Genomic DNA, 12681 nt, shown 5'->3' with positions numbered 1-12681 from the left:
GAAAGCCTGTCCTCAGCATAGTACCGGGAAGGAGGGAGTGACCATCTCATTAATTATCCCACGCTAAGACTATATTTTGTACAGCAGTGGAGAAGGATGAGAGACCAGCAGTTCATTAACAGGGACTCCTTTTTGCTTAAGCGGCTCAATGGTTCTTTCTATATAAACCGTATTCCAGAGTGTTATCGCCGCCGTATGTAGTGTCAGCGCCGGTGGCGTGGTAACGCTGATCCTCCCACCCCCAGATCCCTGATTTCATTCAGCCGGTGCATGAAGGATGCTCGCCCAAGGGCCTCACCCTTATTCAGCCCCGCCTGTATGCATCGGCCTAAGCCTTTATCGCAAAATCAGTCCAGCATAAACAGCGTCCGATCTCTGCAGAAAATCGCCCTCTGCGCTACGAGTTTGAACGCATTTACTCTGTTTATAGGTAACATTCGCTCCACGATATAATGATATCGGCAACGTATTCAGCATCCTGAGCATGAGTCAGAAGGTGATCCGCCTTACCCAACGAAATGAAACTCTTGGGATGCTTTGCTGCTTTGAATATTTTTTCGGCCTGCTCAATTAACACAGTATCATCTTCAGTCGCATGAAAAATAAGCAGAGGCTTGTTCATGGCGAACACCTTATGAGCGATTTTGTGTTCCTGAATATTGTCCAGCATCTGTTTCTTTAAGGTAAATACCCGCCCGGCCAGCTCAACGGGATAGGCTCCATGCTGGTTAATGTTTTCAACATCATCCTTAAAAAGACGTTTTACGTGTGTCAGTTCTCCGGGTGATCCTATGGTGACAACGGCCTTTGCCTCAGGAACTTCGCCGGCAATAGACAGAATGGCCGATCCCCCCAGGCTATGGCCGATGAGCAAAGAAGGCGCTTCGTACTGTCGGCGGAGATAATCTACCGCGCAAAGCAGGTCCGAAATATTGGATGAGAAGTTGGTGTTGGAAAAATCCCCTTCGCTGTTTCCCAGACCAGTAAAATCAAACCGGAGAACGGCGATAGCATTCTCTGTCAGTTTCCGCGCAATACGCGCCGCGCCTTTGAGGTCTTTGCCACACGTAAAACAATGAGCTAACAGCGCAAACGCTTTAGGATTTTCAGGAAGTTCAAGCAATCCGGCCAGTTCTTCACCAGCCGCATTTTTGAACGTAAATTTTAGTTTTTTCATAGGATATTCCAGGTCTTAAACTGATTTCATATGTTTGATCGCAGGGAAAAATAATCTTCTGCTCTGCATCTGGCATTACGCGTTTTCCTTCCTCTACTGGGGATGTGAAACAGAATTCATTCCGAATGCCTGTCCTCACCTTCCAGTTTGAAAGCTGATTATTGCTTCCTGTTCGGTGATCACTTACGCTATGCTACCAACTAGATGGTAGTTTACAAGAATTTTATGAGGTCTCACTGAATGGCCAATTGCGCGCTCATTCTTAAAATATCCCTGGCAATGCTGGCGTTTGCTGCAAACTCTATTCTGTGCCGTCTGGCCCTGCAGGGAGGCCACATTGATCCCCTTTCATTCAGCAGCCTCAGGCTGGCCAGTGGTGCACTCGTCCTGTCACCTTTCTTGTTTTATCACGCAAAAACTACATTATCGCTGTGGCGTCCGCTGAGCGGATTTTACCTCATGGTGTACGCAGTGCTCTTCTCTGTCGCCTATATCCATCTCGATACCGGGGCAGGTGCGCTGTTACTTTTTGGTGCCGTACAGTTTGCGATGGTGATCCACGGATTATTTAAAGGGGAATCACTCTCCGTTATGCGGGCTTGCGGTTTAGTTATTGCTCTGGCAGGAATTGCTGCCCTGCTGTTACCCGGGGCGAAGGCACCGCCGCTTTACAGTGCACTTATGATGATCGTTGCCGGATTAGCCTGGGCCGCCTATTCCGTCAGGGGGAGGGCGGGCCAGGCGGCCGGGGCTTCAACGGCGGCAAATTTTGTACTCGCCACGCCGATGGCTCTCGCTCTTTCGTTGCTGTTTATGAAGCAGGGTCACTATGATGCTGCGGGCATTGCTTTGTCATTGCTGTCCGGTGCCGCCGCCTCAGCCGGTGCATATGTATTGTGGTATACCCTTTTACCCTCTCTCGGCTCTATCACCGCCAGTACCCTTCAGCTCAGCGTTCCCTGTCTGGCAATGCTAGGGGGTGTGGTATTCCTGGATGAATCACTGACGGTCAGAACGATATTTTCTGCCCTGGCGGTGCTGACTGGCATTGTGATGGTGACACGCGAGAAATCCCCCCGTCAGTCGATGACAAAGGCGAGAGAACCTTAATAACGCAATTAATTCATGCAGTTGTGATGATTCTCTTATGTTAATCACACGAGCCAGTTTTCCCGCTCCGGCATCAGACTGACAGTAATACTGAGGTCGACGTTTCTGACTACACCTAAGGCAGGTTTATGAAATGAAATATGATTTTGATGAGTACGTAAGCAGAGAGAAAACAGACAGTCTCACCGTGGACGGCTGGCGGGAATACCTGTTTTCGGGACAGTCCGAATTTGCAATGCGGTATCCGGCAGAAGGGCTAATCAACCTCTGGGTTGCTGACATGGCTTTTGCCACACCAGAGCCGATTCTTCAGGCCATCAGAGACCGTCTGGATAGAAAAATACTCGGCTACACTAAAATCTACGACGAAGAATACTATGAGATCTTTGGCAGCTGGTGTGAGCGACAATATGGTCACCGTTTCAAAACGGAAGACATTGTGCTGTCTCCGGGCATTATTCCCGCGCTGAACCGTCTCGTCCCGCTTCTGACCGACATGGATGACAGTATTCTTATTATGACGCCTTCATATGGCCCGTTTAAAAAGGCGGGTGAATACAGTCAGCGTCGCGTGGTGTACTCGGCGTTAAAAAAATCAGCAGGCGGCTGGGAACCTGACTGGGAAGACTTTGCACGCAAAGCCAGTCAGGCCGATTTACGTGTGAAAATTCTTTTCCTGTGTAATCCGCATAACCCGACCGGACGAGTCTGGCGGCCTGATGAACTTAAGCGGATTATTGAAATTTGCCTGGCCAATGACATCTGGGTGATATCTGACGAAATTCACTGCGACCTGTCCCGAAGCGGTATCGGTCATACACCGGCCGCCTCTCTTTTCCCTGATTCTACACGCATTATTACCTGCATGTCCTCGAGTAAAACATTCAATCTGGCCGGGAATTTGTTGGCAAATATCATTATTCCGGATCCCGGTGTCAGAAGCGAGTGGCGTCTCAGACACGACGAGTTCATCTCTCCACTGAGCCTGGCAGCAAACAAAGCGGCGTGGAGTGAATGTGATGACTGGCTTGTCCATCTGAGGGAATATATTGACGGCAATTTCCAGTACCTGCACGACTATCTCAAAAGCTATTTACCCGAAACCAGGTTCTCGATCCCCGAAGGGACATATCTGGCCTGGATAGATATTAGCCGCTACCTGCCCGACACCGCAGGTGAGGATTTATCGCTGTATTTTGCCCGGGAGTCAGGGGTCCTTCTTGAAGGGGGCTTGCTGTTTGTCGACAATGGGGACGGATATATCCGGTTAAATCTGGCCTGCCCACGGAGTATGCTGACAGCAGGGATGAAAAGAATTTCACAGGTACTGCGGATACCGGCTCCTCATCGTGTATAACCCCTTTCTCTCTGGCCGTTTTGTCCTGTCAGGATGTCGTCAGAACCCGGCATAACACCCTGTGCCGGGAACACAAAAGGCACGGATGAACAGGTCGTGAATATTCTTAGTGAAGCCTGCTGATGACATGTCTGGCGACAAAAAAATGCCGCCCTTAAGGGGCGGCTTATGCCAGCGTCACGGGGTTATCGTCTGACCGCCATGATGCCCGCATCGACATCCCAGATAGCGCCCGTCACCCATGAGGTTTTGTCAGACAACAGGAAGAGAATAGTGTTTGCCACATCTTCGGCAGTTCCGACGCGTCCCAGCGGGTGGAAATCGTTCAGCGACTTCATAGCATCTGCGATATCCGCTTTGTCCATGAAGCCTTCGTATATCGGCGTATGAACAATCCCGGGAGACACCGCGTTGACACGAATACCCGCGCTGGCCAGCTCAATCGCCAGATTACGCGTCAGGGCATGCAGACCCGCTTTTGCCATTGAATAGGCCGAGGCCGGCGAGTCACCCAGTGCAGCCTGAGCACCAATCGAACCGACGTTGACGATAGACCCTTCGAGCTTCGCGGCGAGCATGTTCTTCACGACATCCTGTGTAATAAAGAACGTGGCTCGGTTCAGCGAAAGATACATGTCATAATCGGCAAAGCTGTGCTCGGTAAATCCTTTGGGCATGAAGATACCGGCGGCATTCACCATCAGGCTGATATCGCGATGGTGAGCATTAATTTCCTGACGGATAGTTTCCATACCTTCTTCGGTCATCAGGTTCGCCGCGATGACCGCAACCGGTCCCAGAGGGCTCAGTTCTTTTTGCACCGCTTCGGCTTTGTCTTTTTTATTCCCGGTCAGCACGACACTGCCGCCCGCTTCCAGTACCATGCGTGCCACGGCCAGGCCCATGCCGCTGGTACCGCCGACGACGAGCAGTTTTTTACCTTTGAAAAAAGTGTTCATTTTCTGACTCCATTACTGGTGGGTAAGACGTTGCCGGCAGCGTGAAACTGCCGGCGGTTGACGGATTAAATACTGCAGCCATCCGTTCCGCAGGTCTGACCCGCAGTGGCTGAAAATTCGGTTTGCTGTTCATCCCAGACCTGACGCAGGGCATTCAAAAAGTTATCTGCTGCCTGAGCCCCGCTGATGGCATATTTTTCGTTCATCACAAAAACCGGAACGCCGCTGAGGCCAATAGACTGTGCGTGGGCTTCATCGTCGGAAACGGTGGCGCGAAAATCGTCATTTTCCAGGGCGGCTTCAGCGTCAGCTTTCGGCATACCGGCTTCTACGGCCATGGCAACGAGCTGCTGACGGTCAAAGAGAGAGCGACCTTCGGTGATACTGCCATGATAAAAACGTTCTTCCACCGCGTCCGCAATTCCGGCCTTACGCGCGGCAACCAGCAGGGTGTGTGCATCTTCTGTATCACCAAACATCATGCCGTCGAAGTTGTAGATCAGACCTTCAGATTTACCGGCGGTGCCCACCTGATTCATCATCAGCTCCGCTGAATGCTGACTGCCCAGCTTTTTAACGATGGCATCCTTAAAAGGCATCGCGGGAGTACCACCGGCCAGACGGTAGCTGTGATGGCGGATCACCACCTGGTCGCGAAATTCAAAGCGATTCAGACCCTGTTCAAATCTTTTTTTAGCAATCCAGCACCACGGGCAGACCAAATCTGACCAGATATCGATGGTAAGGGTGGGTTTCAGCGTTTGCATAATGATTCCTCAAAGACGTTGGGCGGTCGGATCTCACTTATCAGAGAACCGCGACCGTATGGGATTTATTGCGCCTGCCAGACCGGGTAATCGGTATAGCCTTTTTCCGGGGAACCACTGACGCCGTAGTAGGTGGCGCGGTCACTTTCTGCCAGTGGCCAGCCGTTTTGCATTCTTTCAACCAGATCCGGGTTAGCGATGTAGGGCACACCAAATGCCACCAGATCCAGCTCATCATCTTCCAGAGCCTGCTCTGCGATATCACGGGTAAAACCGCCGGCAGCGATGATGGTGCCTTTAAACGTGTTGCGAAAACGGCGGCGGAAGCCTTCCGGAAGTGGCGCTTTGATGTACACCGGCTGATAGTAAAGGTGTACGTAGGCCAGTTCCCGCTGACCGAGCGCGTCGGTGATGGCTGACCAGGTTTGCTCTTCACCTTCATACGGCGCGAGGTCATAAATGCGGCCGAACGGTGACAGGCGCACGGCAACGTGGCTGTTACCCACGGCTTCCGCCACGGCGTCAATGGTCTCCAGCAGGAAACGCTGACGATTTTCCACCGAGCCGCCGTATTCGTCGGTGCGGGTGTTCAGTTCGCTACTGAGGAACTGGTCAAAGATGAATCCGTTTGCCGCCATGATTTCCACGCCGTCAAAGCCGGCTTCCATCGCCAGGCGTGCGGAGTGCACGAAGTCTGCAGTGATGCGTTTAACTTCATGCGTTTCCAGCGCGCGTGGCTGGCTTGGTACAACCGGGCCCGGTTCTCCGGATTCGGTCAGCGCAAAAACGGTGGTATTGACCGCCTGAACGGTGCCCGCTGAAACCGGCGCTATGTGGCCTGGCTGAAGAGAGACGTGAGACATACGGCCGACGTGCCAGAGCTGCGCGAAAATACGGCCACCTTTGGCGTGAACCGCTTGTGTCACCTTACGCCAGCCCTGGACGTGTTCGTCGTTGTAGATACCAGGGGTATAAAGGTAACCCCGGCCTTCTTCTGAAACCGGCATCCCTTCGGTGATGAGCAGGCCAGCAGAAGCACGCTGTGCATAGTACAAAGCCACGACCTCATCCGGCACGTCATTCATGGTGCGGGTGCGGGTCATCGGTGCCATGACTACACGGTTTTTTAACGCCAGGCCAGACAGATTGTAGGGGGTGAAAAGCTTACTCATCGTATACCTCACAAAAAACAAAAAGGAGTATCCCGGCAGGGATTTGCACAGCCCGGCAGTATCATCGACTGGACGTCGCGCACTGGAGTTGCATAAACATCTGATGGGTGGCAATATACCAACCATCTAGTAGGTAGGTCAATGGCTGTGTCGTATTTTTTTGTCATAACGCAGCCATTTCTGAATTGTCACTCATTTTGCGAGGTCATCACCATGCGTACATTAACAGCTTATAACGAAGATAATTTCCGCCAGATAGAGCAGTACAACGGAATATCGGTGGTACGTTTCTCTGCACCCTGGTGTCCGCCCTGTCAGGCCAGCGAAGAAATGTTCAGTCAGTTTGCAGACCGGCTCGATAGAGATATTCAGGTGGGGAAAGTCAATGTAGATCAGGCGCCGGTGCTGACAACCAAATACGAGATCTGGGGGCTGCCGTCTGTGCTGATATTTCATGAAGGGCAATTAGTTAAACGCATACCGGGTGTGAAACCTGCATCGGTATATGCTCAGGCTATTGCGGACATAAAAAAAGGGCAGTAATGCCCTTTTAACGTGGAATTTATTAATGCTTAACCGCGTGCCTGACCGACGGCATCCAGAGTGCGGGCTGAATAAATGACCGCCGCGCCAGCGTTGAGGTTAATCGCCACGCCCAGCGCTTCAGCAATTTCAGCGTCGGTTGCACCGGCTTTCACAGCGGCGTCGGCGTGAAAAGCAATACAGCCGTCGCAGTGGGTTGTGACTGCGCACGCCAGGGCAATGAGTTCACGCACTTTTGCGCCCAAAAGGTCAGTTTTGTTACCTGCGTTGCCCAGGGCAACCACGCCTTTCATGGTCTCGGGGGTCAGTTTGCCCAACTCGCCTAAACGTTGCATTAACTCTGAGCGATAGTTGTTCCAGTCCAGCATAGTGTCATTCTCCTGAATGAGGGGTATTAAGAAGCAGTTTTATATACTTAAGGCTGTTGGCGAAGACTTCGGGTCTGGCCGTTGCATGCGCCACTACGCTTGAGCCTTCACAGACATTAATGATCATCAAAGCAATATCTGATGGTTCGGCATGGGATGAAAACTCACCTGACTCCATGCCCGCCCTGACGACTTTTGTGAGCCACTCGATTTGCATATCGAAATAAAGTGATGTCTGTACAGTAATTGCCTGAGGCAGATTGGCGGTCTCTGCTGACAACGCACAACACAGTGGCAGTAGCGAAGCTTTATGGCTTTGCGCGAAGATATCGATGTAAGCCGCAATTCTTCTCTCCGCGCTTTTCTCAGTCGCCTCTATCTGCTCAAATACGCGTTGTGTATCAGAGAACGCCTGTATTACCACCTGCTCACCCAGAATATCTTTGGTCGGGAAATGGTGATGAATACTGGCCTTGGTGATACCCACTATTTTTGATAAATCAGCATAGCTGAATACTGAATACCCTTTTTCGCGCATCAGGTGTTCTGCTTCGCTGAGCAGCCGTTCCCGTGTCATGGTTGTCATAATTACTCCATATAATCTACTAGTTGATAGATTATATTGTTGCTATTTTTCCGTAGCAAGTTGTATCACTGACTCAGTATCGTGCAGAGCTGAACGTCACTGCCATCCTGCATTCTGAATGGCAGCATTACATCTCTGACATCACGCCAGGCGTGTAATCATTTCAACCGGATTAGCCAGAGTATCGTGGATTGGCGAATTCTTTTGCATTTCGCTGACCAGCGCTTCTAACTCCTCGCGACTGGCGGTCTTGCTCGTAAGGTGAACATCGACGCGAATAGATTTCGCACCTTTACGCACGTTGCTGTCCAGCCCAAGGAAGCCGTTGAGGTTGATATCGAAATTAAGATCCAGCTCGATACCGTCCAGGTCGATCCCTTTTTCAGCAGCCATCATGGTAAGGGTGGCGGTATAACAGCCAGCCAGCGCCTGCATGATGTATTCAGTCGGGCTCATGCCGGTATCGGTGCCGAGTAAACCTGCGGGTTCATCACCGATATTAGAAAATTTCCCCACACGGCTGGTATCGATAACGCCGTTCTGGATTGTGGCGCCGGTCTCTGTGCGAACGGTTAATCCGCCGCTGGAACGGGCTTTCATCTGGAAAGTCAGGTTACCCAGGCCAGGCTGGCTGCGAACTGCTTCACGGGTATTGTGGATCGCAGCTGCGTCTGCAGAAGGTTTAACGGTAGTAGACATAATGGCTCCTGTAATTTCTTGATAAAAGGTATAGCTGGTGTAACCAGCACCAATCATCTAGTTGGTAGATTAGTGTCGCGAACCTCTTTTGTCTACTCTTTTATAAAAAATAGGGGGAAAAGAACCCAGCAGGCTGTTTTATTTCATAATAACCATTTGATTTTTTTATAATCTTCCCAGCCGCTCACTCTTGCAGCAATCCAGCCTTTACCCGAAGGATAGTCTGGCGGGTGGTATTAAATTCCCGGGCAATAGCACTGATACTGATGCCAGCATTTAGGCGCTCTGTCACTGTTTGCTTTTGTTCCTCGCTCAGGATGGGGGGGCGACCGAAGCGTTTTCCAGCCGCTTTTGCCCTCGCAATACCTGAATACGTTCGCTCAAGCAGCAAATCCCGCTCAAACTCCGCTACAGCAGAAATTACCTGCATAGTCATTTTTCCGGCCGGACTGGTCAAGTCAACGCCTCCGAGTGCGAGACAATGAACGCGAATATCTAAAGCCGCCAGTTGCTCTACTGTTTTTCGGATATCCATCGCATTACGACCCAGACGGTCAAGTTTGGTGACAATCAGTACATCCCCATTTTCCATGCGATCTAGCAACCGGATAAATCCGGGGCGTTCGCTGGCAGCAACCGAGCCACTGATATGCTCCTCAATAAGTCGTTGGGATCTGATGGCAAAACCCGCCGCTTCAATTTCACGACGCTGGTTTTCTGTGGTCTGTTCCAGAGTTGAGACCCTGCAGTAGGCAAAAACACGTGACATGGGAAACTTTCCGTACGAAATGGATGTCCGAATTATAACGTGTGTCCGAAATTAATTTCACTAAGTTTCGGACATGTGCTGTAAGTGGTGTACGAAACCGACCGGTTTCGGTCACAGCGAACAAATAACAGATGAAAACTATACGCGAGGGAGGCATTTATGCCACGGCGACAGATACTGAGCAGCGAAGAGCAGGAACGCTTACTGGTTATACCAGATGATGAAATTATTCTGACCCGAATGTGTTTTCTGAACGAACCGGATATTGCGCTCATTAATAAGCACCGAAGGCCAGCGAATCGCCTGGGCTTTGCTGTATTACTCTGTTATCTGCGTGGACCTGGATTTATTCCGGACAAAAGCAGTGCTCCTCACAATGGCGTTGTATCCAGGGTTGCTTCCCGACTGAAACTTCAGCCTGATTTATGGCCGGAATATGCATCCAGAGAGCAAACCCGCTGGGAACATCTGACCGAACTTTATCGCTACCTGGAACTATCCCCGTTCAGCCGGTCAATGCAAAAAGACTGTATCCGTCATCTGCACCCCTATGCCATGCGAACTGACAAAGGATTTATGCTGGCGGAAGAAATGCTCAGCTGGCTACATAACAATAATGTTATTTTCCCTTCTGTTGAAGTGATCGAACGGACGCTTGCCGAAGTCGTCACGCTCGCTAACAGATCGGTATTTTCGACACTTACCGCGCAACTGGAAAAGCAGCATAAATCAGCACTCGACAGCCTGCTCATATCAGAGGGTGAACAACCTTCCCGTCTGGCATGGCTGCTACAGCCTCCGGGTAAAATAAACGGTAAAAATGTGCTGCAACATATCGACCGGCTTAATTCCATCGCTGCGCTGGGGTTGCCTGATGGTATTGCACTTTCCGTTCACCAGAACAGGTTGCTTAAACTGGCGCGTGAGGGCCGGAAAATGAGCAGCAGGGACCTGGCAAAATTCACCGATGTCAGACGTTACGCTACGCTGGTTTGTATAATAACAGAGGCCAGGGCCACCCTGACTGACGAAGTGATTGATCTGCACGAGCGTATCCTGGGTAGTCTGTTCAGCAGGGCAAAACGCACGCAGGCCGAACGGCTCCAGCAAACGAGAAAGCTTATTCAGAGCAAGCTGAAGCAGTACGTTACCGTCGGGCAGGCGTTACTTAACGCCAGAGAATCCGGGGAAGATCCCTGGACTGCAATAGAAGATGTCCTTCCCTGGCAGGAATTCATCAACAGCGTGGAAGAAACGCGGTTTCTTTCCCGTAAGGGCAATTTCGACGCGCTTCATCTGATCACCGAAAAATACAGTACGTTGCGTAAATATGCCCCGCGTATGCTGTCAGCATTGCAGTTCATGGCGACACCTGCGGCGCAGGCGCTCAGCGATGCGCTGGACACCATAACGGAAATGTACCGTAAACAACTTCGTAAAGTGCCGCCATCAGCGCCAACAGGGTTTATCCCTGAAAGCTGGCGAAAACTGGTGCTCACGCCTTCAGGCATCGACCGCAAGTACTACGAGTTTTGCGTACTGAATGAACTCAAGGGTGCATTACGTTCCGGTGATATCTGGGTAAAAGGATCGCGCCGCTACAAAAATTTTGATGATTATCTCATCCCGACTGCTGAGTTTGAGAAATCCCGACATAATGACCAGTTACAGTTGGCCGTTCAGACCGATAGCCAGGCATACCTTCAGGCCCGTATGACTCTTCTTGCATCTCGGCTGGAAGAAGTTAACGCGATGGCGCTTGCCGGTGATTTGCCCGATGTAGATATCTCAGATAAAGGCGTAAAAATCACTCCACTGGAGAACAGCGTTCCTTCAGGTGTTTCGCCCTTTGCAGATTTGGTCTATGGCATGCTTCCCCATCCGAAAATTACGGAGATACTGGAAGAAGTTGATAGCTGGACGGGATTTACGCGTCACTTCGCGCACCTCAAAAATAATAACGTCAGACCAAAAGACGGAAGACTGTTGCTGACCACCATTCTGGCTGACGGCATCAACCTTGGGCTGACAAAAATGGCGGAATCCTGCCCTGGGGCCACAAGATCGTCACTCGAAGGTATTCAGGCATGGTACATCAGGGATGAAACTTATTCAGCGGCACTGGCCGAGCTGGTCAACGCACAGAAAGAGCGGCCTCTGGCCGCATTCTGGGGCGACGGGACAACATCGTCGTCAGACGGGCAGAACTTTCGGGTAGGCAGTCACGGACGTTATGCCGGTCAGGTCAATCTTAAATATGGTCAGGAGCCGGGCGTGCAGATTTATACGCATATCTCAGACCAATACAGCCCGTTCTACGCCAAAGTGATCAGCCGGGTGCGCGACTCAACCCACGTGCTTGATGGCCTGCTGTACCATGAAAGCGATCTGGAAATTACCGAGCATTACACCGATACCGCAGGCTTCACTGAACATGTTTTCGCCCTGATGCACCTGCTGGGATTCGCTTTTGCGCCAAGGATCCGTGATCTTCATGACAAGCGGCTGTTTATTCATGGAAAGGCCGAGCGCTATCCGGGGCTTCAGTCTGTCATATCAACAACCTGCCTAAATATCAAAGACATTGAGTCGCACTGGGATGAGGTATTGCGCCTGGCAACCTCGATTAAGCAGGGGACAGTCACCGCATCACTGATGATGAAAAAGTTAGCCAGTTACCCAAAACAGAATGGACTTGCCAAAGCGCTGAGAGAGATTGGCCGCATCGAACGGACACTATTTATGCTGGACTGGTTCCGTGATCCCGGTCTGCGCCGACGCGTGCAGGCGGGGCTGAATAAGGGTGAGGCCCGTAATGCCCTTGCGCGAGCGGTCTTTTTGCACCGTCTGGGTGAAATAAGGGATCGTGGGCTGGAGAATCAGAGTTATCGCGCCAGCGGGCTGACATTACTGACAGCAGCGATCACGTTGTGGAACACGGTATATATAGAAAGAGCTATTGAGTCACTAAAACGAAAGGGTATCCCGATAAATGAGCAACTGGTCTCTCATCTTTCTCCCCTGGGCTGGGAACATATCAATCTGAGTGGAGATTACGTCTGGCGTAATAATCTTAAGCTGGGATCCGGAAAATACCGCTCATTACGTACAGTCGATACCGCTTTGTACAAAAAACAGTCTTAGCGTGGGATAATTAATGAGATGGTCACTCCC

12 protein-coding genes and 1 pseudogene are annotated in these 12681 nt (G+C 51.0%); 4 read left to right on the top strand and 9 right to left on the bottom strand.

Annotated features, from left to right (window positions below):
* Positions 1–84: 84 nt before the first annotated feature.
* Positions 85–398 (bottom strand): annotated as a pseudogene (locus F0Q32_RS22960) (Tn3 family transposase); the annotation flags it as partial.
* Positions 399–424: 26 nt separating this feature from the next.
* Positions 425–1177: a S9 family peptidase gene (locus F0Q32_RS22955; protein ID WP_004729622.1), complete on the bottom strand. Its 753-nt coding sequence runs from the start codon at positions 1175–1177 to the stop codon at positions 425–427.
* A gap of 240 nt (positions 1178–1417) precedes the next feature.
* Here F0Q32_RS22955 and F0Q32_RS22950 point away from each other — a divergent pair, with 240 nt between their 5' ends.
* Entirely contained in the window at positions 1418–2287 is an 870-nt protein-coding gene (locus F0Q32_RS22950; protein ID WP_001567390.1) for a DMT family transporter, read from the top strand.
* A gap of 133 nt (positions 2288–2420) precedes the next feature.
* Positions 2421–3644 (top strand): MalY/PatB family protein, encoded by a 1224-nt coding sequence (locus F0Q32_RS22945; protein WP_023287190.1) that lies wholly within the window; start codon positions 2421–2423, stop codon positions 3642–3644.
* A 185-nt stretch (positions 3645–3829) separates the two neighbouring features.
* Here the strand turns inward: F0Q32_RS22945 and F0Q32_RS22940 are convergent, their stop codons facing one another.
* The 3 genes from F0Q32_RS22940 to F0Q32_RS22930 form a co-directional block, all read right to left on the bottom strand.
* On the bottom strand, positions 3830–4603 hold the full coding sequence (locus F0Q32_RS22940) for an SDR family NAD(P)-dependent oxidoreductase (protein WP_004729618.1): 774 nt from the start codon (positions 4601–4603) through the stop codon (positions 3830–3832).
* Between the two features lie 65 nt (positions 4604–4668).
* The gene (locus F0Q32_RS22935; protein WP_001194072.1) at positions 4669–5370 is read right to left on the bottom strand and encodes a DsbA family oxidoreductase; all 702 of its coding nucleotides are present in this window, start codon (positions 5368–5370) and stop codon (positions 4669–4671) included.
* A 65-nt stretch (positions 5371–5435) separates the two neighbouring features.
* Entirely contained in the window at positions 5436–6542 is a 1107-nt protein-coding gene (locus tag F0Q32_RS22930; RefSeq protein WP_021242986.1) for an alkene reductase, read from the bottom strand.
* A 213-nt stretch (positions 6543–6755) separates the two neighbouring features.
* On the opposite strand from F0Q32_RS22930, the gene F0Q32_RS22925 reads away from it, so the two are divergent.
* The gene (locus F0Q32_RS22925; RefSeq protein ID WP_021242987.1) at positions 6756–7085 is read left to right on the top strand and encodes a co-chaperone YbbN; all 330 of its coding nucleotides are present in this window, start codon (positions 6756–6758) and stop codon (positions 7083–7085) included.
* Between the two features lie 29 nt (positions 7086–7114).
* Here F0Q32_RS22925 and F0Q32_RS22920 read toward each other — a convergent pair whose 3' ends face one another.
* The 4 genes from F0Q32_RS22920 to F0Q32_RS22905 form a co-directional block, all read right to left on the bottom strand.
* Positions 7115–7453 carry a carboxymuconolactone decarboxylase family protein gene (locus F0Q32_RS22920; protein ID WP_021242988.1) on the bottom strand — a complete coding sequence of 113 codons (339 nt, stop codon included), beginning with the start codon at positions 7451–7453 and terminating at the stop codon, positions 7115–7117.
* A gap of 4 nt (positions 7454–7457) precedes the next feature.
* Positions 7458–8039: a TetR/AcrR family transcriptional regulator gene (locus tag F0Q32_RS22915; protein ID WP_020277920.1), complete on the bottom strand. Its 582-nt coding sequence runs from the start codon at positions 8037–8039 to the stop codon at positions 7458–7460.
* Positions 8040–8180: 141 nt separating this feature from the next.
* Positions 8181–8738 carry an OsmC family protein gene (locus tag F0Q32_RS22910; protein WP_000108589.1) on the bottom strand — a complete coding sequence of 186 codons (558 nt, stop codon included), beginning with the start codon at positions 8736–8738 and terminating at the stop codon, positions 8181–8183.
* Between the two features lie 184 nt (positions 8739–8922).
* Entirely contained in the window at positions 8923–9507 is a 585-nt protein-coding gene (locus F0Q32_RS22905) for a recombinase family protein (RefSeq protein WP_012695450.1), read from the bottom strand.
* Positions 9508–9666: 159 nt separating this feature from the next.
* Between F0Q32_RS22905 and F0Q32_RS22900 the strand changes: the two genes are divergently transcribed.
* Positions 9667–12651 carry a Tn3 family transposase gene (locus F0Q32_RS22900; protein WP_032666414.1) on the top strand — a complete coding sequence of 995 codons (2985 nt, stop codon included), beginning with the start codon at positions 9667–9669 and terminating at the stop codon, positions 12649–12651.
* Positions 12652–12681: the final 30 nt, after the last annotated feature.

It is taken from the genome of Pseudocitrobacter sp. 73, from assembly GCF_008369545.1.
Taxonomy (GTDB): Bacteria; Pseudomonadota; Gammaproteobacteria; order Enterobacterales; family Enterobacteriaceae; genus Pseudocitrobacter; species Pseudocitrobacter vendiensis.
Note: the sequence above shows the minus strand (reverse complement) of the source record. Positions and strands in the feature narration are given on the sequence as shown.